This window comes from Xanthomonas sp. 3058 (assembly GCF_014199765.1).
Lineage (GTDB): Bacteria > Pseudomonadota > Gammaproteobacteria > Xanthomonadales > Xanthomonadaceae > Xanthomonas > Xanthomonas campestris_B.
Map to the genome: position 1 here is coordinate 21,497 of NZ_JACHOF010000008.1, position 23,967 is coordinate 45,463.

28 protein-coding genes and 1 tRNA gene are annotated in these 23,967 nt (G+C 60.7%); 15 read left to right on the forward strand and 14 right to left on the reverse strand.

Annotated features, from left to right (window positions below):
- Nucleotides 1–55 precede the first annotated feature (55 nt).
- From GGR61_RS11975 to GGR61_RS12025, 11 genes are all read right to left on the reverse strand, one after another.
- Nucleotides 56–505 (reverse strand): phage virion morphogenesis protein, encoded by a 450-nt coding sequence (locus tag GGR61_RS11975; protein WP_184621581.1) that lies wholly within the window; start codon nt 503–505, stop codon nt 56–58.
- Complete coding sequence (locus GGR61_RS11980) at nt 493–912, reverse strand: phage tail protein (protein ID WP_184621583.1); 420 nt, start codon at nt 910–912, stop codon at nt 493–495. Before GGR61_RS11980 ends, GGR61_RS11975 begins: the two co-directional genes overlap by 13 nt.
- Nucleotides 909–1,397 (reverse strand): hypothetical protein, encoded by a 489-nt coding sequence (locus GGR61_RS11985; RefSeq protein ID WP_184621585.1) that lies wholly within the window; start codon nt 1,395–1,397, stop codon nt 909–911. Before GGR61_RS11985 ends, GGR61_RS11980 begins: the two co-directional genes overlap by 4 nt.
- A complete protein-coding gene (locus GGR61_RS11990; protein ID WP_184621587.1) occupies nt 1,397–2,035 on the reverse strand; it encodes a glycoside hydrolase family 19 protein in 639 nt (212 codons plus the stop codon). Before GGR61_RS11990 ends, GGR61_RS11985 begins: the two co-directional genes overlap by 1 nt.
- Complete coding sequence (locus tag GGR61_RS11995; RefSeq protein ID WP_005922189.1) at nt 2,035–2,310, reverse strand: phage holin family protein; 276 nt, start codon at nt 2,308–2,310, stop codon at nt 2,035–2,037. The genes GGR61_RS11990 and GGR61_RS11995 overlap by 1 nt, the downstream gene beginning before the upstream one ends.
- Nucleotides 2,303–2,659 carry a phage holin family protein gene (locus tag GGR61_RS12000; RefSeq protein WP_005929454.1) on the reverse strand — a complete coding sequence of 119 codons (357 nt, stop codon included), beginning with the start codon at nt 2,657–2,659 and terminating at the stop codon, nt 2,303–2,305. Before GGR61_RS12000 ends, GGR61_RS11995 begins: the two co-directional genes overlap by 8 nt.
- A gap of 4 nt (nt 2,660–2,663) precedes the next feature.
- Nucleotides 2,664–2,873, reverse strand: coding sequence for a tail protein X (locus GGR61_RS12005; protein WP_005917735.1), 210 nt, complete (start codon nt 2,871–2,873; stop codon nt 2,664–2,666).
- Complete coding sequence (locus GGR61_RS12010) at nt 2,873–3,340, reverse strand: head completion/stabilization protein (protein ID WP_184621589.1); 468 nt, start codon at nt 3,338–3,340, stop codon at nt 2,873–2,875. The genes GGR61_RS12005 and GGR61_RS12010 overlap by 1 nt, the downstream gene beginning before the upstream one ends.
- Nucleotides 3,341–3,438: 98 nt before the next feature.
- A complete protein-coding gene (gpM, locus tag GGR61_RS12015; protein WP_184621591.1) occupies nt 3,439–4,158 on the reverse strand; it encodes a phage terminase small subunit in 720 nt (239 codons plus the stop codon).
- A 3-nt stretch (nt 4,159–4,161) separates the two neighbouring features.
- Entirely contained in the window at nt 4,162–5,178 is a 1,017-nt protein-coding gene (locus GGR61_RS12020) for a phage major capsid protein, P2 family (protein ID WP_184621593.1), read from the reverse strand.
- Nucleotides 5,179–5,232: 54 nt separating this feature from the next.
- Nucleotides 5,233–6,075, reverse strand: a complete 843-nt coding sequence (locus GGR61_RS12025) for a GPO family capsid scaffolding protein (protein WP_184621595.1) — start codon at nt 6,073–6,075, stop codon at nt 5,233–5,235.
- A gap of 142 nt (nt 6,076–6,217) precedes the next feature.
- Between GGR61_RS12025 and GGR61_RS12030 the strand changes: the two genes are divergently transcribed.
- From GGR61_RS12030 to GGR61_RS12045, 4 genes are read left to right on the forward strand one after another with little or no spacing between them, the layout of a single operon-like run.
- Nucleotides 6,218–7,981, forward strand: coding sequence for a terminase ATPase subunit family protein (locus GGR61_RS12030; protein ID WP_184621738.1), 1,764 nt, complete (start codon nt 6,218–6,220; stop codon nt 7,979–7,981).
- Entirely contained in the window at nt 7,981–9,003 is a 1,023-nt protein-coding gene (locus tag GGR61_RS12035) for a phage portal protein (protein ID WP_184621597.1), read from the forward strand. Before GGR61_RS12030 ends, GGR61_RS12035 begins: the two co-directional genes overlap by 1 nt.
- Nucleotides 9,004–9,028: 25 nt before the next feature.
- On the forward strand, nt 9,029–9,274 hold the full coding sequence (locus GGR61_RS12040) for a Com family DNA-binding transcriptional regulator (protein WP_010364016.1): 246 nt from the start codon (nt 9,029–9,031) through the stop codon (nt 9,272–9,274).
- Nucleotides 9,192–9,920: a site-specific DNA-methyltransferase gene (locus GGR61_RS12045; RefSeq protein WP_184621598.1), complete on the forward strand. Its 729-nt coding sequence runs from the start codon at nt 9,192–9,194 to the stop codon at nt 9,918–9,920. The genes GGR61_RS12040 and GGR61_RS12045 overlap by 83 nt, the downstream gene beginning before the upstream one ends.
- 14 nt (nt 9,921–9,934) lie before the next feature.
- On the opposite strand, the gene GGR61_RS12050 is transcribed toward GGR61_RS12045, so the two are convergent.
- A complete protein-coding gene (locus tag GGR61_RS12050) occupies nt 9,935–11,629 on the reverse strand; it encodes an AAA family ATPase (protein ID WP_221237375.1) in 1,695 nt (564 codons plus the stop codon).
- Between the two features lie 539 nt (nt 11,630–12,168).
- Here GGR61_RS12050 and GGR61_RS12055 point away from each other — a divergent pair.
- On the forward strand, nt 12,169–12,342 hold the full coding sequence (locus tag GGR61_RS12055) for a hypothetical protein (RefSeq protein WP_184621600.1): 174 nt from the start codon (nt 12,169–12,171) through the stop codon (nt 12,340–12,342).
- 558 nt (nt 12,343–12,900) lie between these two features.
- Here GGR61_RS12055 and GGR61_RS12060 read toward each other — a convergent pair.
- Nucleotides 12,901–13,488 (reverse strand): GspH/FimT family pseudopilin, encoded by a 588-nt coding sequence (locus GGR61_RS12060; protein WP_326520628.1) that lies wholly within the window; start codon nt 13,486–13,488, stop codon nt 12,901–12,903.
- Nucleotides 13,489–13,582: 94 nt separating this feature from the next.
- Between GGR61_RS12060 and uvrB the strand changes: the two genes are divergently transcribed.
- Nucleotides 13,583–15,604, forward strand: a complete 2,022-nt coding sequence (gene uvrB, locus GGR61_RS12065; protein WP_184621604.1) for an excinuclease ABC subunit UvrB — start codon at nt 13,583–13,585, stop codon at nt 15,602–15,604.
- 96 nt (nt 15,605–15,700) lie between these two features.
- Nucleotides 15,701–15,775: transfer RNA gene (locus GGR61_RS12070), tRNA-Val, on the forward strand.
- 111 nt (nt 15,776–15,886) lie between these two features.
- Here GGR61_RS12070 and GGR61_RS12075 read toward each other — a convergent pair.
- Nucleotides 15,887–16,171, reverse strand: coding sequence for a hypothetical protein (locus tag GGR61_RS12075; protein WP_184621606.1), 285 nt, complete (start codon nt 16,169–16,171; stop codon nt 15,887–15,889).
- Nucleotides 16,172–16,223: 52 nt separating this feature from the next.
- Between GGR61_RS12075 and GGR61_RS12080 the strand changes: the two genes are divergently transcribed.
- The 8 genes from GGR61_RS12080 to GGR61_RS12115 all read left to right on the forward strand — a co-directional run bounded on the left by GGR61_RS12080 (nt 16,224) and on the right by GGR61_RS12115 (nt 23,954).
- Nucleotides 16,224–16,466, forward strand: coding sequence for a hypothetical protein (locus GGR61_RS12080; protein ID WP_184406822.1), 243 nt, complete (start codon nt 16,224–16,226; stop codon nt 16,464–16,466).
- Nucleotides 16,467–16,502: 36 nt separating this feature from the next.
- Entirely contained in the window at nt 16,503–18,176 is a 1,674-nt protein-coding gene (locus GGR61_RS12085; RefSeq protein ID WP_184621608.1) for a type IV secretory system conjugative DNA transfer family protein, read from the forward strand.
- Between the two features lie 345 nt (nt 18,177–18,521).
- On the forward strand, nt 18,522–18,932 hold the full coding sequence (locus GGR61_RS12090) for a TcpQ domain-containing protein (RefSeq protein WP_184621742.1): 411 nt from the start codon (nt 18,522–18,524) through the stop codon (nt 18,930–18,932).
- Between the two features lie 125 nt (nt 18,933–19,057).
- Nucleotides 19,058–20,077, forward strand: a complete 1,020-nt coding sequence (locus tag GGR61_RS12095; RefSeq protein ID WP_184621610.1) for a type IV secretion system protein — start codon at nt 19,058–19,060, stop codon at nt 20,075–20,077.
- Nucleotides 20,074–20,841 (forward strand): TrbG/VirB9 family P-type conjugative transfer protein, encoded by a 768-nt coding sequence (locus GGR61_RS12100; protein ID WP_184621612.1) that lies wholly within the window; start codon nt 20,074–20,076, stop codon nt 20,839–20,841. The genes GGR61_RS12095 and GGR61_RS12100 overlap by 4 nt, the downstream gene beginning before the upstream one ends.
- Nucleotides 20,838–22,022 (forward strand): TrbI/VirB10 family protein, encoded by a 1,185-nt coding sequence (locus GGR61_RS12105; protein ID WP_184621614.1) that lies wholly within the window; start codon nt 20,838–20,840, stop codon nt 22,020–22,022. The genes GGR61_RS12100 and GGR61_RS12105 overlap by 4 nt, the downstream gene beginning before the upstream one ends.
- A 14-nt stretch (nt 22,023–22,036) precedes the next feature.
- Nucleotides 22,037–23,077: a P-type DNA transfer ATPase VirB11 gene (virB11, locus tag GGR61_RS12110; RefSeq protein WP_184621744.1), complete on the forward strand. Its 1,041-nt coding sequence runs from the start codon at nt 22,037–22,039 to the stop codon at nt 23,075–23,077.
- Between the two features lie 58 nt (nt 23,078–23,135).
- Nucleotides 23,136–23,954, forward strand: a complete 819-nt coding sequence (locus GGR61_RS12115) for a lytic transglycosylase domain-containing protein (RefSeq protein WP_184621746.1) — start codon at nt 23,136–23,138, stop codon at nt 23,952–23,954.
- The last annotated feature ends 13 nt before the right edge of the window (nt 23,955–23,967 follow it).

Genomic DNA, 23,967 nt, shown 5'->3' on the forward strand with positions numbered 1-23,967 from the left:
TAGCGTCACTTCGCAATGGCCGTGAGCCAACCAGCTTGCCACGTAGGACGCGCGCTTACTGACTCAAGTGCTCGATGAGCATGTCGCGGATCTGTTCGTGGTCGCCGGCAGTCAGTCCCAACAACACGCGTTTCTCATAGCGTGCCCTTGGACCACCAGGCCGCACTTGCTCGGTCAGACCCTCTTGATGCGTGCGCGCAATGCGCGACACACGCCCCACGAATCCCACGCTCACAGCATTGGGACTGGCACTGACCTTGAAGAACTTGGCCTGCCGCAGCTTGGCAAACATCTTCGCGCGTTTGATCCGCCCGGCCTTCTGCCGCAGCAGCTGCTTGCGCGGTGCGTAAGGCGAGCCATCGGGCGCCTGTTGCTTCCCGATGCGCTGGCTCTGCGAGCGCCTTAGCTCCGTTCCGATCTTGCGGGCCAGCGTGCGACGCTCGTCTGGCTGCAGGCGTGCCAGTAGTGGCGCCGCCCAGTTCTCCAGCGCGGTCAGCTCATCCATGTGGGATCGATCGTCGGCTCGGGCGCGTGGGCCATGTCGTAGCCGCCGCCATCCTTTGCGGTCACGACCACGCGTTCGGTCAGCGGCAACTTGATCGACAGATCCACGGCATCGTTGGCGAGGATGTCGGCCTCGAAAGCGATGTCGCCACGGCGCGCCGGGTTGGAGAGCAGCTCGGACTGATTGACCTGCACCCATTCCAGCAGCGGCAGCATCACGCTGTCCGGGTGGCCGGCGTAGTCGGTCAGGATCAGGTTGAGCGTGTACTGGTACTCGAACGATAGCCCCGGCTGGAACGTGCTGACCAGGCTACCGGCGTCGATGAACACCAGCAGCCGGTCGGCGTCGCGCGCAAGGTCGGGCAATGCCGCCACCAGATGCGCGCGCAGGCTGGCGGGCTTGATCATGGCGCCGGCACCGGTGCGTGCAGGTCGATCCAGTCCTGCAGCGCGCTCAGTTGCGCGGCGGTGGCGTGGCAGCTGGTGTAGTTGTCGACGACGGTGCCGGCAATACCAGAGAGCGTAATGCCTGCGGCCGGCGCATCAGGATCTCCGGTGGGCGGCCCGGCAGGGTTGCCCGAGGCGGCGGCGTCATGCAGCCGCACAAAGCCAGCAGGGATAGCGCAAGCAGCGTCTGCTTTCTGGGTGACATAGATCGGGATCTCGCGGGTGATGGTGGTGCCGGCTTCGCGCACGATCTGCACGCGGTCGACGTACTGCGTGACGACGGTGGTGGAGCCTTTGGCGCTGTCGCGTTCCGCCTCGGCCCGACGCTTGGCCTGCAGCGCGGCGTCGCGGTCTTTCTGCGCGGCGCTGACGCGCTGCTCCTGCCACACGCAGCCACCGACGAGCACTGCAATCAGCGCCAGAAGGATGATCAGGCGCGTGACCATCAGCTGACACCCAGGATCTGCAGGGCGCGCTTCGTGCGCGTGACGCGATCGCTGTAGCCTTCGGGCAAGCGCTTGGCGCGCACGTTGCCCAGGTTGATTTTGCGGCCCAGGCCCAGCACGTCGCCCGTATCGGCCAGCGCGTTCAGGCCATTGTCTTGCCAGTACGCCGCCGCACCCAGTGCGCTGGGTTCGATCTGCAGCAACAGATCCGGCTGCTCTTCCACCGGCAAGCCGATCAGCACGCCGACGCGGCGGTAGTTGCCACGGAAGGTGTGCTGCATCGGACCACGGCCCCGGTGGCGATAGCCATCGCCGCTGGCTTCGTTGCCGTTGCCCAGGCGGTCGGCGTAGACGAAGTTGGCCAGGCCCTCCGGGTTGCGTAGGAACTTGGGCGCCTGGGCCGGCGTGATACGCGCGCCAAACACTTCCAGCAGCCGAGCGCTGGTGGTGTAGGTCAGCCCTTCTTCCATGCGCGACAGGCTTAGGCTTTCGTGGCCGACCTGGCCGAGCCAGTGCGCGGCGCGGCGCTGGGTGGTGATGCCGAAGCGGTTAGCTGCGGCGAGCAGCGGTCCATGCCAACGCTGGGCGCGTTGCGGCGAGCACTGCATGATCGAGGCGAGCTGGGTATCGGTGAACATCAATCGACCTTCAGGATGCGCGCCACATTGCCCTGGGCGCGGTAGGTGAGCACCGCCAGCACGATCAACGTGCCCAGGTGCCAGAGACTGACTTGCGAGCCGGCGCCGGCCAGCAAGATGTGCAGCGCCTGGCCGCCAGTGCTGGCGATCAGCAACCACGCGCACCAGCCGGCGCCGCGTCGATGGCGTGCGTCGACCGGGCGGTGGTAGGTAAGCAGGCGGACGCAGATGGCGAGTGAGGCCATCAACGTCAGGACGGTGACCAGGCTATGCACTGGGCGGACCTCCACGACGTAGGAAGGAAAAGTCGAACGACTTGCTCTTTTCGATCAGGCCCAGCGTCACCGTGATCGCGCACGCCGCACTGGCGAAGGCGGCTACGCCGCTGGACTTGATCGGCAACCAGCGCAGGATTTCCGGCGCCAGCTGGTAGCCGGCAATCACGCTCACCGGGAAGTAGATCAGCCGCGCCAGCAGCGGCTGCTTGGCGGCGGACACCACGAACAACGCGCCGCCCGCGAAGGCGCCGATCAGCGCGTCGCCGTCGATGCCAGGCAGCACAGAGGCAAGGCCCACACCGGTGGCGATCAAAAAGCCGCTCGATACGGAGGTGGGTTCGGTCATCGGATCAGTCCCATAGCTGCACAAGCGGCGTCATCGCCGCCGTGGTGGTGGTTACCTCGGGCAACTCCACCGGCGTGCCGTGCGGGAGCACGGCGCCCAGTTCGGCCAGGCCGGGATTGAGGAGATAGGTGCGCTCGACCAGGCCGGCCGTGCTGCCCAGGTGGCGCCAGCACAGCAGGTCGACGGTGTCGCCCTGCATGGCGTGCACGCGCATCAGATGAGCTCCACCGTGCTGCGCGGTAGGTTCTGCAAGTCGCGCACGGCCCAGCGCTGGTCACGGCGTAGCTCGGTGATGCTCGGCGACAGGTCGTCGGCGCGTTGATTGGCGCTGTCAGTCGCGTCGAAGCTGCGGTAACGCTCTGCCACCTCGACGGCGGTGGCACACGCAACGGCGCGCAGGTACAGCTGCACGCGGCGCGGGACGCCATCGACGGTGGTGCTGGGCACATCGGCCAGCGCTGCGTAGCCGGCACGCTGCTGCGTGTCGGCCCAGGTCTGCAACTCATCGTTGACCGCCAGCATGGCGGCTACGATCGCGTGACGTAGCCGCGCATCGGTCACGGTGCCATCCAGGCGCATGCTCGCCCGCACGCTGGTCGGTGCGATCGCTGGCCAGAACGGCGCATTGGCGATCGCATCAGGCGTGGCGCTGGTGGTGCCGGTGGCAGTGAATCCGCTCATGGATGGCTCGGAAGAGATCGCCGGTGGTCGGGGCGTCACCGCAGCGATGCATTGCTGTGGATCGGCCCCGAGCCGGCGAGGGTTGCGGGGACGCTCGGTTATGCGCTGTCGCCTGCAGGCTCAGCGCTGAACTTCTTCAAGAGACGCTCGGCGCGCTCCAGATCCTTCTTGCCGCCGCAGCTGCCGTGCAGTGCGATGGCGCGCTGCAGGTCGGCCACAGCTGCGGCGGCGATCGGCTGCGCCTGGTCGGCGGGCGTCTCGTCGGTGATGTCTGCCAGCGAGGCGCGGGCGAGCGCCAGGTGCAGCTTGGCGCGCACCTCATCAGGCATGTCCTGCTCGGCGGTCAGGGTGGCGGTGTCGGCCAGGACCGCCGCATTGAAGGCCTGGCCGGTCTTCTGCGCCGACAACGCTGCCTCGGCAACTTCCTCGGCCAGCACGCAGCCCACGGTGCGGGAGAAGCGGTCGGGCATCTGCAGGCCGTGCTTGAGCACGTAGGCGCCCAGCTCCAGCGCGCCGGCATAGTCGCCGGCATCAATGCGCCAGACCATGCACGTCAGGACGATCTCGTCCTGCGCGCCCTGGCCACCGGCCAGCACGCCAGCCAGATACGGCACGTAGGTCGGCAGCAGCTGCACCTTGAGTGCAGCCTTGCCTTGCGTGGACTGGATCTGCTTCAGCCGCAGGCGATCGCTTTGCAGCTGCGCCATGTGCTGCTCGTAGGCCGTTGCACCGGCCATCAGCTGGTGCGGAGCGCGCTGCGCCGCTTCCAACTCGGCGAGCACGCGGCTGTGGTGACGCTTGGCGGGACTGTCGGCCATGGCTTAGGCCTCGATCTCGATGTGCTCGACCACGCAGCCCAGGCCGTAGTCTTCGACCACGTAGGCATCGTTGGAGGACTCGTAGTTCTCGATGCGATCGCGGGCGGGCACTTCCTGGATGTAACGGCGACGGCCGCCGGTCTGGTAGTAGATCGACAGGTTTGCCAGCGAGGTGACCATCAGCGCGCCGTCCGGCAGGTACGGCACCTCGGCCACCTGCAGGCCGCCGACGCGGCGCTGGCTCAAGATCAGGTCGGTGGCGATCTTCTCGCTGGCCGGCTGGTCCTTGTTGACCATCGGGAAATACTTGTCGTGCATCAGATCGCGGCCGAGCACCACCACCAGGCTCGGATCCTTGCGGTGCCACGGATCCAGCAGGTTGCTCACCACATCGAACACCAGCGCATCGAGGTTGCGGTAGTCCGCGCCATCGCCGGTGCCGATGACCACCTTGCCGGCCGTCTTGCCGCTCGCCAGCACGCGCTGGGCGGCGTTGGTGCGGTACTGCTGCAGCCAACCGATGTTGACGTCCTCCAGCAGCGGGAATGCGTCGCGGTTGGTGTCGGCGGCGGCATGCGTGCCGTTGAAGCCGATCTGCAGACGGTCCAGCGCCTGGCGCTTGACGATGGCATCGCGCAGGCGCGCCTGGAAGTCCGGGAACTTGGCCCAGGCATCGAGCAGCGCATACGGAATCGCGGTGTCGAAGTCGGTCTTCTTGGCGACGTACTCGTTCTTGTCGAGTGCGGCCACGTTGCGCGGGGTGCGGGTATTGCCGGCGCCGGTGTCGGTGCGGCTGGCGATGCTGCCAGTGACGCCGATGCCCACCTTCTGGCCGGACAATTCGTCCACCGGGATGATGTTGATCTTGGAGAGGAACTCACTGGATTCCTGCATGCGCGTTTCCAGCTTCTGCTGCACGGTCGGATCGACGGCGAACGAGTGGAAGGCGGAGGTGATGCCGTTGAGCTTGGCGATCTGCTCGGCGAACTGGTTGAACTGCAGGCGGGTGGCGTTTTGCATGGTGGCTCCGAAGGTGGGGCGCTGGCGGCGTGTGTGTGTGTGCGTTGTGTGGGATCAGCAGTCGGTCAGCACGGCCGCGCCGCCGCCGGTGACCACCGGGCGTGTGGGCTGTGCGGGGTCGGCCTGCTGCGAGAGCGACTCGCGCAGCTGCGCCAGGTCGTTTGCAAGCTGTTCGTGCTTGGTCTTTTGCTCGGCGTGCTCGGCCTGCAGGCGGTTGAAGCGTTCGTCCTGACCGCGCACGTGCTCGGCGATCTCTTCGACGCCCTCGCCGAGATCGGCGAACTGCTCGGGCGTGATGCCGGTGGCGTCCTCGCTCTTGAGCGCAGTGCGGATCCGGCTCAGCAGATTGGCGACCGGGCCTTCGCTGACCTCGCTGAATTCCAGTGCGGTCTCTTCGGCGACGGTGAACAGGTTGCCCGGTGACTGCTTGCGATCGGCCAGCGGATTGGCCTCGGGGTTCTGGCCGGCGAAGCTGAGCATGGAGGTGCCCAGGCTGGCCGGCGAATCGGTCACGGCCAGGCCGACCAGATACGCTTTGCCGGTATTGGCGAACTTCTCCTGCACCTCGATGCTGGTGTAGAGCTTCTGCTTGGACTTGTTGATGGTGATCAGGTCGGCAGTCGGCTCGATCTGGGCGAACAGCGCCAGGCGCTTGCTGCCGTCGATCTCCACCTCTTCGGCCTTGACGGCGGTGACATCGCCATACGCACGGAACGGTGAGTCCGGCAGCAGGCTGCGCATGTGCTCGATCCAGATGCGGGCGTTGTAGGTCTCGCGGTTGTAGGTCGCGGCCATGTCCTCGATCCAGTTGCGCTGAATCGTGCGGCCATCAGTGGTGGCGCCTTCGACGGCCACGCGGAACCAGTTGGAACGGAACTTCTTGGCCTTGGCCGACATGGGTGTCCTCTGCGCTGGATGCGTTTGCGATGACCCATGGTCAAACGCGACGCACAACGCAGCAACGCAATCACCGTGTAAACCAGGCGATTACGCGTCGTTCAACTGTCGGGATTAAGAGGTGGGCTGCACCCTGGTCGGCATGCAAAGCGTTGCCACCCAGCTCCCGATGGACACCCGCAGACAGGCCAAGTTCCTGTACTGGATGGGATGGCGCGTGACCGAAATTGCGCAGGCCATCGGCGAGAACGACAAGACTGTACACAGCTGGAAGGCGCGTGACGAGTGGGATCGCGCAGACAACGTTGAGCGCATCGGTGGCGCGCTCGAAGCGCGCTTGGTTGTGTTGATTATGAAGCCGGAGAAGTCCGGCGGCGACTTCAAGGAAATCGATCTGCTGCATCGGCAGCTGGAGCGCCAGGCGCGCATCCAGCGCTACCAGGGCGGCGGCAACGAGGCCGACTTGAATCCGGCTGTCGCCAATCGCAACGCTGGCCCGAAGAAGAAGCCCAAGCGCAACGACTTCACTGAGGAACAGGTCGAGCAGCTGACCACCGCGTTCATCGAGGGCTGCTTCGACTACCAGCGCGATTGGTACCGGGCGAGCAACGAGCGCACCCGCATCATCCTCAAGTCGCGCCAGATCGGTGCCACGTACTACTTCGCTCGCGAGGCGCTGATCGATGCGCTCACCACCGGGCGCAATCAGATCTTCCTCAGCGCCTCCAAGGCGCAGGCGCATCTGTTTCGCGGCTACATGCAGCAGTTTGTGCGCGAGACGATCGACGAGACGCTCTCCGGCGGCGACAGCATCGTGTTTCCCAATGGCGCCGAGCTGTTCTTCCTGGGCACCAATGCGCGCACCGCGCAGGGCTACCACGGCAATTTCTACTTCGACGAATTCTTCTGGACCTACGGGTTCAACGAATTGAACAAGGTCGCCAGCGGCATGGCGATGCACAAGAAGTGGCGGAAGACCTACTTCAGCACGCCATCGAGCATGGCCCACGAGGCCTACACGTTCTGGACCGGCGAGCGCCGCAACAAGGGCAAACCGGCCGTCCAGCGGATCCAGATCGATGTCTCGCATGACGCGCTGGCCGGTGGGCGCCGCTGCCAGGATCGCGCCTGGCGGCAGATCGTCAACATCCTCGACGCCCAGCGCCGTGGCTGCGACCTGTTCGACATCGACGAACTGCGCGAGGAATACAGCCCGGACGCCTTCGCCAACCTGTTGATGTGTGAGTTCGTCGACGACGGCGCCAGCATCTTCCCGCTGGCGATGCTGCAGCCGTGCATGGTCGATAGCTGGGTCGAGTGGGGCCAGGACTACAAACCGTTTGCTGCGCGCCCCTACGGCGATCGCGCGGTGTGGATCGGTTACGACCCGGCCGAGACCGGCGACACCGCCGGCTTGGTCGTGCTGGCGCCACCGCAGCTGCCTGGCGGCAAGTTCCGGCTGCTGGAGCGGATCCAGTTCCGGGGCATGAACTTTGCCAAGCAGGCGGCCGAGATCGAGCGCATCACGCGCCGGTACTGGGTGACCTACATCGGCATCGACACCACCGGCATGGGTAGCGGCGTGGCGCAGCTGGTGAAGCAGTTCTTCCCGAATCTGGTCACCTTCAGCTACTCGCCCGAGGTCAAGACCCGCTTGGTGCTCAAGGCGTTCGACGTCATCCACAACGGCCGGCTGGAGTTCGATGCTGGCTGGACCGACGTGGCGCAGTCGTTGATGGCCATCCGCAAGACAATGACGGCCAGCGGCCGGCAATCCACCTTCACCGCTGGCCGCTCGGAAGAGACCGGCCACGCGGACCTGGCGTGGGCACTGTTCCACGCGCTGCAGAACGAACCGCTGGAAGGGCGCACCGCGCGCAACTCCGGCTTCATGGAGATCTCTTGATGTTGACCGACCAGCTGCCCGCCCCCGCGCCTGCAGCGCCAGCTGTGCCCGCACGCACCGAGGCGTTCACCTTTGGCGACCCGACGCCGGTACTCGATGGGCGCGGGGTGCTGGACTATCTGGAGTGCTGGCAGAACGGGCGTTGGTACGAGCCGCCGGTGGCGCTGGATGGCCTGTCCAAGACCACGCGCAGCAATCCGTTCCTGCAGTCAGGGCTGATCTTCAAGCGCAACATGCTGGCGCGCACCTTCAAGCCGCATCGGCTACTCACGCGCGAGGCCTTCGAGCAGCTGTCGCTGGACTGGATCACGCTGGGCAATGGCTACCTTGAGCGCCGCCGCAACCGCATGGGCGGTGCGCTGTCGCTGGCTGCGCCGTTGTCCAAGTACATGCGGCGCGGCATCACCGAGGGTGAGTACTTCCAAGTACGCACCTGGCATGACGAGCACGTGTTCGAGCCGGGCAGCGTGTTCCAGCTGCGCGAAGCCGATGTCGATCAGGAGCTCTACGGCCTGCCCGAGTGGATGCCGGCGATGCAGTCCGCGCTGCTCAACGAATCGGCCACGCTGTTCCGCCGCAAGTACTACAACAACGGCTCGCACGCCGGTTTCATCCTGTACCTGACCGACCCGCAGCAGAGCCAGGAAGACGTCGACGCGCTGCGCAACGCCATGAAGGGCGCCAAGGGGCCGGGCAACTTCCGCAACCTGTTCCTGTACTCGCCAGGCGGCAACAAGGACGGGCTGAAGCTGATCCCGGTCAGCGAAGTGGCGGCCAAGGATGAGTTCAGCGGCATCAAGGGCATCACCCGCGACGACATGCTGGCCGCGCTGCGGATCCCGCCGCAACTCATGGGCATCGTGCCGCAGAACGCAGGCGGCTTCGGATCGATCCGTGAGGCCGCTGCCGTGTGGGCCGCCAACGAGTTGGAACCGCTGCAGGCGCGCATGCTGAAGATCAACGACTGGGTAGGCGATGAGGTGATCTCGTTCACCCCGTACGCGCCGCCCGCGACCGCGTAATCCTTTCCCACCGCAAGACCACGCAATGCTCAAGAACCTCCGTTGTGGCGAATGCGCCCGCCTGCTGTGCAAGGCCGGCGCCTTCGATGAAATCCAGATCAAGTGCCCGCGTTGCGGCACGCTCAATCACCTGAAGGCCGAGAGCCTCACCTCCGATCGCCGCGAGCGAATCCAAGAAGGCTCTCACCATGAAAAACCAGCTCCTGCAGGGCGACGCCCTGACCATCCTGCCCACGCTCGAAGCGAATTCGTTCGACGCGCTGATCACTGATCCGCCGTATGCCAGCGGCGGTCTCACTGCTGTGGCACGGGCCAAGCCGCCATCGCAGAAGTACGTCCAAGGCGGTGGCGCGCAACTGCATGCCGACTTTGTCGGTGACGAACGCGACCAACGCTCGCACCTGAAATGGATGCACCTGTGGTTGTCCGAATGCGCGCGTGTGCTCAAGGACGGCGCACCGGTGCTGCTGTTTACCGATTGGCGGCAGCTGCCGCTGACCACCGACGCGCTGCAGATCGCCGGCTTCACCTGGCGCGGCATCACTGTCTGGGACAAGACCGAGGGCGTGCGGCCGCAGCTGGGGCGCTTCCGCAACCAGGCCGAATACATCGTCTGGGGCAGCAAGGGCAACATGTCGCTTGATCGGCGTGCGCCGGTGCTGCCAGGTGTCATCCGTGAGTCGGTACGCAAGGCCGACAAGCATCATCTAACCGGGAAGCCTACAGAGCTGATGAGGAAGCTCGTGCAGATATGTGAGTCCGGAGGGCGGATCGTAGACCCGTTTGCAGGTAGTGGCACAACGCTTTGTGCCGCCGACCTGGAGGGCTTCCAATGGCTTGGTATTGAGCTTGATTCGACCTACTTCAATATCGCCGACCAAAGGCTAAGAGATGCGGCACCTAAATCTCTGGCCTAGTTTCCGCTCATCAGTTAGGAGGGGGCACTACTGTCCCCTTCTGTCTTACTAGAACCTGATGCAGGAGGCGGCGTTTCGCGTGGCAGCGACGATGCTAAAGGGTTAAGAAGATTCTCCACTAATTCGGGGTACGCTTGCGCCCATTGATTCACAAACGCCATTGCGACGGATGATGCTGGAATCATATTCAGGTGCTCGCCAAGTTGGGCGAACAATAGATGATGATCTCGGCACTGGCGACCGGTGTCGTCACAAATAACTTTTATGCGATCTGCTGCTGCCAATTCCTGAAATAGACCTACGCTAACCTTCCCGCCTATTAGTGGCCACTTAGCCAGAACTTGTTCAAAGACAACGAGCTCTGGCGCGGCTCCAGGCAGTCTGAATATACGCTTTTCAGCATCATTCACTTCTTTTGAATCACCGTCAATAATGCATATTGACTTTACCGTGAGGGCCGGATTTCTGTTGTGGTACTCATTCATTTTCACGGCGGTCCCATCACCCTGCATTGGGAATATACCGATGTGATCAAGACTGTAGCCCTGCTGGCGTAGCATTGCCTCAAGCCACATTTTCGCAAAATCATCTTCTACAAAAATCGCGAGCTTCTGTTCAACCTGTCCAGTGATTGCGCGCAAGGATGCGATGTCCAGCTTTCCCTGGAATAAGCGGTCATTTGTTGCAGTCCAAATCGCCTCGTTGGGTAGCGGCTTGAGTGCATCATTTGAGTGTGTTGAAAAGATGCACTGGACACCTTTGCGCTGGGCGACGTCAATTAGATATTCGACCATGCGGATAGTTGCGACAGGATGCAGGCCGTTCTCGATCTCCTCAATTATTATGAGGGGTTGCTCATCATCGACAATTGACTCAATTTCATTAACCATCCGGATTATACTAGACTCACCTGCGCCAAAGTGAAACTCTGAATAGGTTGTGCCTGTCTTTGTGGCGCCTGTTAGCAGAGTGACAGTCCCCCTGCTATCAACCTCCATGCGGCGGAATGCACTCACATCTTTGTCTAGAATTTTCGACACAGCTGAGGCGACGTCAGCACTTAGTTCGTGAATATCCTGATCTTTAACTACAAAGTTATTGGACGCGTAGCTACTAAGCTCTTTGCGCTCGATTGCTGGCACGGTGCGAGAAACGCCAAACACTAAAGTCTTGCGATCAAGGGCGTCACGATTCCACCGCTGGCGCGCAAAGCGGGCGGTCCTCTTTATCGTGTCTCTACTATCTTTTCCCCGGTCGATAAGTTCGTGTTCGATTGTCCAGTCTTGCATGCTCTCATCGTATTTCCCGCTTTTAGCGAAGAAGCGCTTAGGTTGTACTGCTTTATAAGCACAGGCAGCAGCGCCTAAAACAGTTGTCTTCCCACCTCCGTTGGGACCAATGATGGCTGTTACAGGAAAGTCGAAGGTGATTGGCTCTCCTTGAAACCCGCGCACTTTTCTGAGCGTCATCTTCGTCAAGTAAGTGCCGTAGCTACGCTTGCGTACCTTCTCAAGCAACGCGGTGATTTCGCTGTGTCGGATTTGGCTCCTAAACATACCTCGTCCTTCCTCTCCATTGTTATAGGGATCCTCGCATTCAGTTGCAGATGCTGCAACCGCTGTCGCCCGCGACATCCGCGTCATCTCCTGTAACCCGCCTCGGCGCTGGCGCGCAATCGTCGCCCCGCCACGCCTGCGGTCTTCATGCACGGTTTTCGCTGCACCCCCGCAGGGTGGGCCTAGGGCGCGCTGCTGTTACCGATCCGTACGATTCAAGGGGGCCTCTCTTCCCTGCAGATCCCTGCGCGCCTAGGGCGCTTTGCGGGTGAGTACGGCTGCTTTCCTTGGCTTGACCGCCGGGTGCATTTCGGCACATGACCATCGGAACCAGGTAATCGGTAATCCGAGACCTGAAACAAGGCCTAAGCGACTGATATCAATGGGAAATTATGGATTACCTTTTGGGGTGATTTAAGGTAATCGGCACCCCATGGAAAGGTTATGTGATTGAAATTGAAGGATATTTTTTGGGGATGGGATTACCTCCCCAAAAGGTAATCCCATTACCTCTCAATTACCCTTTAATTACCTTTGATATTTTCTTATAAGTAATTGATAAATAAGGAAATATGCCCATTTCTGGAGGCGGATTACCTAGATTACCTCCTTCCCGTGGTCATCTGAAAAATTGAGATTGGGGCGCGCTAGAGTGGGTTGCCACACCACTCGCTACGACCGGTTCCCCCGCAATGTCGCTGACCCACGATGCTCCGCAGGCAAACCTCGATCCCGTCGACGCGGCGGGCGGGAAGCGCTGGTGGGTGGTAGACCAGGCCGTGGCCGTGCTCAAGCGCGGAAGCCAGTTGGGCAACAAGCACGGTGGTCAGCAGCACACCTTATATATGTCGGTCACTGCTGCATGAGCGCGATCGATGCCGGCGATGAACCTGAGCTGCCGCCTGGCTTCCGCTGGGACAGGCCTTGGCAGGGCGCGATGGGGTCACCGACAGCGCTTTTCTTCGAGGGTGAAGAGGTGGCCAGGTTGGTGCAGAGACTCACTGGCGAGTGGTACGTGCTGCTGGAGCGCCAAAGGTCGGTGCCGGCTGGCAAACCCTTCGCACCCTTTGTCCAGCGTGACTGCAGCAGCTTCGACCAGGGGCGACGTGGCACCGTCATGTGGGCAGTGCGCCATGAGGCCAGGATCCGAGCTGAGGTGACCGCCCGGAGAACGCATTCTTGAGCCATTTAGGGCGTGGCCGGTGACCGCAAGGGTCGGGAAAATTGGCAGGACGCCTACGCGCGCACTAGGCCTCCGGCGTCAGCCGCTGGGAAAAATAAGTGAGGCAAGTCGCTGATTCGTAAGCTCAGTAGCGCTAACTGTTAATCAGGGGGTCGTTGGTTCGAGTCCAACTTCGGGCGCCAAGATCAAGATGTTGAAGAGGCCGCGACTAGTCGCGGCCTCTTCTGTTTTTGACGGAAGTTCATCGCGCGGGGCAACTGGTGGGCCGCGTATAGCGGACAGATCGCGCACGCCCCGAGGTGTTGACGACAACGTCGGCCAGGCGCTGCGCGCGGGTGCATAGGCTGATGGTGATGTTGCTACCGCTATTGCGGCCGCTGGGAAGAAATCGAACGAGTGATCTGCCAAGCGTTCCGGTAACGCTGATGTTGTCGCTTGCTGGGTACTGCTCAATCCGCAGGATTGAGGCTGCGTCTGCAGGTTGCCCGCTACGCATCGGGTCTTTGAAGAGAATCCATCCCTGGCTCCAGTCCCGGTCGGATCGGCAACTCGCCCCATCAATCGATGGGCAGACACTGACAGGTATGCGATGAGTGATAGCAAGACTCCTGGCCATCGCTAGATGCCCGGTGAGTAGGTGAACCCGTGTCTGCGCTCGCTGCCATTCGATCAACGTCCTGAAGCTGGGCAGGCAGATGGTCGCCATGATCCCGATGAGTGCCATCACGATCAGTAGTTCGACTGCCGTGTACCCTTTCGTGCACGAACGAGTCACTGCTGGCATCGCGCTTCTCCTTGACATGGAGAAAGCAGTTTCTACGGCGGCCATAGCTCAGGTAACGTCTGACCCTACTTGATGGGGCGTCAGATTTTTCCCGATCGTGACCTCCGGCTTCGTGTAGTCCTCCCCCGAGACCCGCTCCATGACCGACCGTTTCCAGCTCGTATCCCCGTACTCCCCAGCCGGCGACCAGCCGGCAGCCATCGACAAGTTGGTGGCCAGCTTCGAGGCCGGCCTGGCCAAGCAGACCTTGTTGGGCGTGACCGGTTCGGGCAAGACCTACACCATTGCCAACGTGATCGAACAGGTGCAGAAGCCGACCCTGGTGATGGCGCCCAACAAGACGCTGGCGGCGCAGTTGTACGGCGAGTTCAAGTCGTTCTTCCCCCACAACGCGGTGGAATACTTCGTCAGCTACTACGACTACTACCAGCCCGAGGCCTATGTGCCGTCGTCGGACACCTTCATCGAGAAGGACAGTTCGATCAACGAGCATATCGAGCAGATGCGCCTGTCGGCGACCAAGACCTTGCTGTCGCGCCGCGATTCGTTGGTGGTGGCCACCGTGTCGGCGATCTACGGCCTGGGCGCGCCGGAAGACTACTTGTCGCTGCGGTTGATCCTGTCAGTGGGCGAGCACATCGATCAACGCCAGTTGATCCGCCATCTCACCGATCTGCAGTACACCCGCAACGAATTCGAATTGACGCGCGGCGCATTCCGCGTGCGTGGCGAAGTGCTGGATGTGTTTCCTGCCGAGTCCGATACCGAGGCCTTGCGCATCGAGTTGTTCGATGGCGACATCGAGCAGCTGACCTTGTTCGATCCGCTGACCGGCGAAACGCTGCGCAAGCTGCAGCGCTACACCGTCTACCCAAAGACGCACTACGCAACCACGCGCGAGCGCACGCTGAGTGCGGTGGACACGATCAAGGATGAGCTGAAGGAACGGTTGGAGCAGTTGTATTCGCAGAACAAGCTGGTCGAAGCGCAGCGCCTGGCGCAGCGCACCCAGTTCGACCTGGAAATGATGGCCGAAGTCGGCTTCTGCAACGGCATCGAAAACTACTCGCGGCATCTCACCGGCAAGGCCCCCGGCGAGCCGCCGCCGACGCTGTTCGACTACCTGCCGCCAGATGCGCTGCTGGTCATCGACGAGTCGCACGTGACCATTCCGCAGATCGGCGCGATGTACAAGGGCGATCGCTCGCGTAAGGAAACCTTGGTGGAGTTCGGTTTCCGTCTACCGTCGGCGCTGGACAACCGGCCACTGCGTTTCGAGGAGTGGGAGGCGCGTTCGCCACGCAGCATCTATGTCTCGGCGACGCCAGGTCCCTACGAGCTACGCGAGTCCGCGGGCGAGATCACCGAGCTGGTGGTGCGCCCGACCGGTTTGATTGATCCGGTCGTGGAAATCCGCCCGGTCGGAACGCAGGTCGACGACCTGATGTCCGAAATCCACGAGCGCATCAAGCTCGGCGACCGCGTGTTGGTGACGACGCTGACCAAGCGCATGTCCGAGAACCTCACCGAGTACCTCGGTGAGCACGGCATCCGCGTGCGCTATCTGCATTCGGATATCGACACGGTGGAGCGCGTGGAGATCATCCGCGACCTGCGCCTGGGCAAGTTCGACGTGCTGGTTGGCATCAACCTGTTGCGCGAAGGCCTGGACATGCCGGAAGTGTCGCTGGTGGCGATCCTGGATGCAGACAAGGAAGGCTTCCTGCGTTCGACCGGTTCGCTGATCCAGACCATCGGGCGCGCCGCACGCAACCTGCGCGGCAAGGCCATTCTGTATGCCGACAAGATGACGCGTTCGATGCAGGCCGCGATCGACGAGACCGATCGTCGTCGCGAGAAGCAGGTCGAGTACAACCTGGAACACGGCATCACGCCCAAGTCGGTAGCGCGTCCGATCTCCGACATCATGGAAGGTGCGCGCGAGGATGCCGCCGAGAAGAAGGCGGGCAAGGGGCGCTCGAAGTCGCGTCAGGTGGCCGAAGAGATGCCCGACTACCGCGCGATGGGGCCCGCAGAGATCGCCAGCAAGCTCAAGAGCCTGGAGCAGAAGATGTACCAGCACGCCAAGGATCTGGAGTTCGAGGCGGCCGCACAGATTCGCGACCAGATCCAGAAACTGAAAGCCGCGAGCCTGGGCTAGGGTGGGGCGACAGGCCCGCTGCAGGCAGGGCTTGTGGTGATCAAAACCCTGCGCTAGAATGCGCGCCCTGCACAGCGCAATGCTGACGCAGGAAACGGGCGGTTAGCTCAGCGGTAGAGCACTACCTTGACATGGTAGGGGTCACAGGTTCGAACCCTGTACCGCCCACCACTGCAAGTGCGGATGACATGGCGACTTGAGTGGTTTCAAAGAACTCATCTGAGTTACACGGGATGTTTCGGGAAGTTGCATTGGGGTCACCTGGTGCAGGTCACGCGAGCTCTACGCCGCCTTGTTGATCTCCATCTTCAGGCGCTGGCCGTCCTTACCAAGCGCTGTAGCTAGAGGCCCCTGGTTTCCTCCTGATGCGGCCATTTTTAATGGCAGTGCTCTACCTGCCCAATCGCCGCCCCCCGGCGAGCTCTTCTTGCTTGATGTTCGAATCGCTTCGGCGTCGCGCAGGGCGGCGGCATGGGGTCGTGCGCCCGCCATCCGAGTCTTGGCGGTTTTCGACGCCATCGCCTGAACTCGCGGTTCCGTCGGCGTTACCGAAACCGCTTTCTCCATCACGCGTCTTGCTTTAGCATCCCTTCCGCGCTGACGAAAAGGAAGGCTGGCGATGGACGAGTATCAGCACACCGTGCTGACCAGGGGAGGCTACCGTGTCGTGGCAATCACCCGCGACGAAACCTATGCGCCCGACGCAGTGGTGGCTTATGCGGTGGTGACGGATGCCGGAACGCGGCTAACGCCGGATCTTTCATTGGATCAAGCCAAGGTCTGGATCGACTCGCTCGTCGAGAGCGAAAGCGGTGGGCGCAAGGCTGACTCCATCGATCATAAACATGGCGTCCGCCGCTAAATTGCCGTTGAGTTGCAACCCAAGGAGTAAGGGCGCGTGTCCAAGCCAAAGATAATTGCAATCGCCACCGTGGTGACATTGCTTGTTGGGTATCTGCTGTCTGGATATTTGACTTTGCTGCTGTTGCGGCTCGATACCGGGCTGTACGCGTGGGATACCTACTACCGTTACTTCAAGGCGCTGAGCCTGCCGGAAGTAGCGCCTTACGCGAGCAAGATCAAGATGTCCGGCATCATCGGCTTCGGTGTGCCGGGGATCATCTGGGCCATCGCGGTTGTGCTCATGGTCAAGCCCAAGGCGCGAGCGCTGCATGGTGATGCGCGCTTCGCCGGGGCATCCGATCTTTCCAAGCATGGCTTGTTCAAGCCGAGCGGCAACGGCATCGTCGTCGGCAAGTTCAACGGCAAACTCGTCAGGTTGAGTGGACAGCAGTTCGTGATCCTCGCCGCGCCGACGCGCTCGGGCAAGGGTGTCGGCGTGGTCATTCCCAATCTGCTCGAGTATCAGGAATCGATCGTCGTGCTGGACATCAAGCAGGAGAATTTCGACCTGACCAGCGGTTGGCGCGCAAGTCAGGGACACGAGGTGTTCCTGTTCAATCCCTTTGCAGAAGACCGCCGCACGCATCGCTGGAATCCGCTGACCTACGTCTCCAGCGATCCTGCATTTCGTGTCTCGGATCTGATGAGCATTGCGGCGATGCTGTACCCGGATGGGTCCGACGACCAGAAATTCTGGGTCAGTCAGGCGCGTAACGCCTTCATGGCGTTCGCCTTGTATCTATTCGAGAACCGGGATGAGGAGCTGCAGCTTGGCTTCCCCGGTGGGGCGGGCGCCCCGACACTGGGTGGCATCTACCGCCTGTCGTCCGGTGATGGCACCGATCTCAAGAAGTACCTGAAGTCGCTCTCCGAGCGCAGGTTCCTCAGCGGCAACGCACGCTCCGCGTTTGCCAACATGTTGTCCCAGGCGGATGAGACCTTCGCCTCGATCATGGGCACCTTGAAGGAGCCGCTCAACGCGTGGATCAATCCTGTCCTGGATGCGGCAACCAGCGCAGACGATTTCCTGCTGACCGATCTCCGCAAGAAGAAGATGACCATTTACATCGGCATCCAGCCCAACAAGCTTGCCGAAAGCCGCCTGATCATCAACTTGCTCTTCAGTCAGATAATCAACCTCAACACCCGCGAACTTCCCAAGTCCAACCCGGAGTTGAAGTATCAGTGCCTGCTGTTGATGGACGAGTTCACCTCCATCGGCAAGGTAGACATCATCGCGACTGCGGTCGCGTACATGGCCGGCTACAACCTGCGTCTGCTGCCGATCATCCAGAGCATGGCGCAGCTGGACGCGACCTATGGCAAGGATCTGTCAAGAACGATCATCACCAACCACGCCTTGCAAATTCTGTACGCGCCGCGGGAACAGCAAGACGCGAACGACTACTCGGAGATGCTTGGTTACACGACCATCAAGAAGAAGAACATCACCCGTGGCAGGGAGACCACGCGCAGCACCTCGGAGGAGCGGCGTGCCTTGATGCTCCCGCAGGAACTCAAGGCAATGGGCAACGAAAAGGAAGTCTTCCTTTACGAGGGCATCCCGCACCCGGTGAAATGCGACAAGATCCGGTATTACGAAGATCGTCATTTCACAGCCCGTCTGCTTCCGAAGACCGAGGTGAAAACGCTTTCCATAAAAGTGTGATGATCGTCACGAATGTAGGTTGGGCGCGGTGCGGTAATTCTTGACTCGTCTACTTGTTAAGGGCAAAGTTAGCAAGAATTTGTGGTTGTGAAGCTTTGTTAGGGGAGCGGCGCCGGACAGGCCGTACAGGATTGAAGCTATGGACGGTTCTTCAGTGTATTCATGTTCATCTGTGGCGCCTATGTGTGATCCCAGCAGGGCCGTTTTGGCCGGGGCGGGTGGTCGTGCGCGCTCGATTGGTTCCGTAAACGCATTTTTTCTCTGCCACCTGCCGGTGGGCGGGGGCGTCGTGCTGTCCGTCTTAAGCCCGAAATTTCATGAGTTGGAGAAGTCAGAGTGAAGCCGATGTATGTGTCCAAGCTGTCGCTGGTCTTGATGGTCGCTGCATTGGTAGGCGCCTGCGCGACCAAGCCTGCTCCCGATTTTGGTGGACGTTGGAAGCCCGTCAACCATTTTGATGAATCACCAACTGAAATTCCGCTCTACACCTCTTACACCTATCAGGCAACGCCGATGGACGGCACGCTGAAGACCATGCTGGAGCGTTGGGCTGCGGATTCCAACATGCAGCTGTCCTACAACCTGCCGTCGGATTACACCCTGATTGCACCCGTATCCAGCATCAGCACAACCAGTGTGCAACAGGCAGCGACTGAACTGAGCGCAGCGTATGCAGCGCAGGGGGTCTCGGTTTCGGTATCGGCCAACAAGCTGTTGGTACAGCCGGTCCCGGTGTCGTCTGGAACCAAGCTTTAAAGGTCGATTTCGGACGCCATGTCCCATGGGTATCCGGTCGGTCAATTCGTTCAAGCTTTCCATGTCCGCGCTCGTCGCGGCGATAGTTCTAGGCCTGACAAGGCCTTACGGTGACGGATCTAGACATGTTGCGTAAGAAGGTCAGTGAGAAGGATGGGTCTGCTCAAGTGGGTGCAGCTGTCCAAAAAGCGGTGAACTACGAGGTCAGCATCGCTGATATCGCACGCCGTAGTGAAAAGCGCGCATGGATCGTCGCGACCGTTTCCATGCTCATCACCGTGATGACGGCCGGTGGCTACTACTACATGCTGCCGCTGAAGGAGAAGGTTCCGTATCTGGTGATGGCCGATGCTTACTCCGGTACCAGCACCATCGCCAAGCTCGAAGCCAATTATGGCGGGCGCACGATCAGTACCAGCGAGGCGTTGGCGCGCAGCAATATCGCGCGTTTCATCCTGGCGCGTGAATCGTTTGATGCATCTACGATCGGTGACCGTGACTGGAACACTGTCGCCGCGATGGCGGCCACCAATGTGCTGGCTGAGTACCGTACGTTGCATTCCGGCAACAACCCGATGAGGCCTTTCAACACGTACGGTCGGATGAAATCGATTCGCGTCAATATTCTCAGCATCACGCTTATCGGTGGCAAGGGTCAACCGTACACCGGTGCGACGGTGCGTTTCCAGCGGAATGTCTACGACAAGGCCTCCACCGCGACGACATTGCTGGATAATAAAATTGCGACGATGGGATTCGTCTACCAGGACAACCTTCAGATGAGCGATAGCCTCAGGGTGGAAAACCCCTTGGGCTTCCGCGTAACCGACTATCGTGTCGATAACGATTATTCGGCATTGCCTGCTGCACCATCTTCGATCAGCACGCAGCCGCAGCCTGTCCCTCAGACTCCAAACCAGCAGCAAGTCGCCCCTGGCGTGGTAGATCCGAATGCGGCTGGCGCCGCGACACAAACCGGTATGCCGATGCAGCAGGGTATGCCCGCAACACCAGGTGGTGCGCCGGTGCAACAGATGCAGCCCGGATATCCCGGTCAGGCCCAGCCTGCGGGTCAACCTCAAGCTCAGCCCACGATCCAACCCCAAGGGATGCCGAACAATGTCAATGGAGCAAGCGGTCGATGAAACCCTTTAACCCCTACAGGGCGGCATTGGCTGCAGCGCTGCCACTCGCGTTCTGTGCATTCTCGGCCGCCGCTCAGGTGGTGCAGGAGTATGAGTATGCGCCTGATCGTATTTATCAGGTGCGTACCGGTCTGGGCATTACTACCCAGGTCGAACTCAGTCCGAATGAAAAGATCCTCGATTACAGTACCGGTTTTACCGGCGGTTGGGAGCTTACTCGTCGGGAAAATGTCTTTTATTTGAAGCCAAAGAATGTTGATGTCGATACGAATATGATGATTCGTACCGCAACGCACTCCTATATTCTAGAGCTCAAGGTTGTTGCAACCGACTGGCAACGTCTGGAGCAGGCCAAGCAAGCCGGCGTGCAGTACAAGGTCGTTTTCAGTTATCCGAAAGACACCAGTTTCAATAATGTTGAAGACGCCGCGGCCGCCAAGAATGGTCCGTTGTTGAACGCAAAGATTCTCAAGGATCGGCGTTACTACTACGACTATGATTACTCGACTCGGGTTAAGAAGTCCTCGCTGGTTCCAAGTCGTGTTTACGACGACGGTAAGTTCACTTACATCAATATGGATTTGACACGCTTTCCCACGGGTAACTTTCCGGCGGTGTTTGCTCGTGAAAAAGAGCATAGCGAGGACTTTCTCGTGAATACGACCGTCGAGGGTAATACCTTGATCGTGCATGGAACCTACCCTTTCCTGGTGGTTCGTCATGGCGATAATGTCATCGGTCTGCGAAGGAACAAGCAAAAGTGAACTCGAATATTCCAAACAGCCCCGATGAGCGCTCCCAGGGCAACCATGGGGAAGGGCGCGTAAATCACGAGTACGACGAGCGTAGTAACCCCTACTTCGCACGCCAGCAGTCGGCTGCAGAGCCCGATCTGGATGCGAACGAACCCGTACTGCGATCCAGCGACATCAAACGGCTGAATCGTAAGGCGCTGGTTTTCCTCGCGCTGATCGCCGGTTTGTTGCTGCTGGCAATTTTCTGGCTGGTCAAGCAGGGGTCTGACGACTCGGAAACGCCGAAGCCACGCGCAGAGACGGTCGTTGCGCCAGCGCTTCCGCAAAATATGACTGCTCCTTTGGACACGGCGCCGGTTGCCCTAGCGCAACAGCCCAGTCTTCCGCCCTTGCCGCCTCCGCCGATTGATGACATCGATAGTGTGTCTAGTGGGTCTGACCAGGAGCGCCCGCGTGGTCCAACCTTGTTGGAGCGCCGCATTCTGGCCGAACAGTCGTCGGCGGGAGCAGGTGGGGCTGCCGCCGGTATGCCGGGGCAGCCCGGTGCACAGCCTGTGGCGCAGGAAGAACAGCTGACGTTGGCCAAGCCGATCAGCAATCCTGACGGTCTGCTTGTGCGCGGAACCTATATCCGCTGCATTCTGGAGACGCGGATCATTTCTGATTTTGGCGGCTACACGTCCTGCATCGTCACCGAGCCGGTCTATTCGATTAATGGTCACAATCTGTTGTTGCCGAAGGGCTCCAAGATGTTGGGCCAATACGGTGCAGGTGAGCCCTCATCGCGGCGTATGCAGGTGGTCTGGGATCGCGTGACCACGCCAACCGGACTTGATGTGACGTTGGTCGGCCCTGGTATCGATACGCTTGGCAGCGCTGGTCATCCAGGCCAGTACGATGCGCATTGGGGCAACAAGATCGCTTCGGCCCTGTTCGTCAGTCTGTTGAGCGACGCGTTCAAGTACGCGGCAGCCGAGTACGGCCCCCAAACAACCACGATTGGCCTAGGTTCCGGTATCGTCACGCAGCAGCCTTTTGAGAGCAACACTGCACAAAGCATTCAGCAGCTCGCTCAGCAAGCCGTAGAAAAATCCGGCCGTCGCCCTGGGACGCTGACGATCAATCAAGGAACGGTCCTGAACGTTTACGTTGCAAAGGATGTCGACTTCTCGGCGGTGCTGCCTAAGTGAGCGAGACCGCTGCCATGACGATTGATGATTCCCCGACTGCGCGGATTTCGAATGATTTCCTGGATTACCAGTACTCCGTGCTGGGAATTCTGGACTATTTGAATTCTCCAGAGGTGACTGAAATCTGCATCAATCGCCCTGGCGAGCTGTACCTGGAGACCATCAACGGCTGGCAGCGAATGGAGGTGCCGTCCCTGACCTTTGATCGGGCCAGGCAGTTCTGCACGGCCGTGGTCAACGAAAGCAACACCGGTCAGCGCATCACCGATGCGGATCCGGTGGTGTCGTTGACCTTTCCAACCGGCCAACGTGCGCAGTTCGTCATTCCGCCTGCCTGCGATGCTGGCAAGGTGTCGATCACGATTCGTCTACCTTCCAAGCACACCAAGACCCTGGAGCAGTACACCAGCGATGGGTTCTTCGATCAGGTGCTTGAGCAGGCTGCGGACGTCAGCGATCACGACCGCGAACTGCTCGAATTGCGCCGTAACAAGGAGTACTCCGAGTTCTTCAAGAAATCGGTGCTTTACAAGAAGAATGTGGTGGTGGCTGGTGCCACCGGTAGTGGCAAGACCACGTTTATGAAGGCACTGGTGAACCATATTCCGAACGAGGAGCGCCTTGTTACAATCGAAGACGCCCGTGAATTGTTCATCAGTCAGCCCAATTCGGTGCATTTGCTGTACTCGAAAGGCGGGCAGAGTGCGAGTAATGTGACCGCCAAGAGCTGCATGGAGGCGTGTTTGCGCATGAAGCCGGATCGGATCATCCTGGCCGAGTTGCGCGGCGATGAATCGTTCTACTTCATCCGCAATTGCGCGTCCGGACATCCTGGCTCGATCACAAGTTGTCACGCCGGTAGCGTCGAACAGACCTGGGACCAACTCGCCTTGATGGTGAAGGCATCCAACGAGGGCTCTGGGTTGGAGTTTGAAGTGATCAAACGGTTGTTGCGCATGACCATCGACATCGTGGTGCATATCAAGGCGCACGCTGGGCGCCGCTTTATTACCGGGATCGATTTTGATCCAGCTAGAACCCTGCGAGGCGGCTGACTAGCCGCCTGCGATTTGACGTTGATCGGGCTTAGAGGAGACCGTTATGCTTCCTGGCATGGAATTGATGGGCTGTACTGGACTTGCCGTGCCTGGTGAGGTCATGCAACACGTCGTTCGCGTGGAGTCCTCGCGCAATCCCTATGCCATTGGTGTGGTTGGCGGTCGGCTGGTGCGTGAGCCGCGTGGGCTGGAAGAGGCGGTCGCCACGGCCAAGATGCTGGAGCAGAAGGGCTACAATTTCTCTCTCGGGCTCGGTCAGGTCAATCGTTACAACCTGCAAAAGTATGGGCTGACCAGCTACGAGATGGCATTTGCCAAGTGCCCGAATCTGGTCGCCGCGTCCCGGATTCTGGCTGAGTGCCATTCCCGGTCGGGTGCCAATTGGGGCAAGTCGTTTAGCTGCTACTACTCGGGCAATTTCGAGACCGGCTTCAAGCACGGTTATGTCCAGAAGATCTATGCCTCCATTCGTCAGTCGGTTGCCTCTTCCGGAGCGGAGCCCATCGCGGTGGTTCCGAATCGTCCAATCAAGGTGCGTGTCGAAAATCCCGTGCGGCAGGCCGCTGCGGAACTGGCCGATGCCATCGTCGCGCGTCGGATTCAGGACCTTTCTAACCCGGGGCGCACAGCGGCTTCACAGCAAAGTCCTATGCTTGCGTCTCCTACACCAGTGCCGCAGCCGCCCGCAGTCTCCCCGGCCCCTTTAGCCGACGACCAATTGTACGTCGTCAAGGCGACAGGGCAGGGGCGAGGGGTTGCCGTACCTGCCGGAGCACAGGAAGCCCCAGCAACGACGAATCAAGCGGCAGGCGGCCCTTTGCCCGGGCGCCAACCAGCTCAAACGCAGCAAATAGATACCGCATTTGTTTTTTAACCAGGATGGAAGA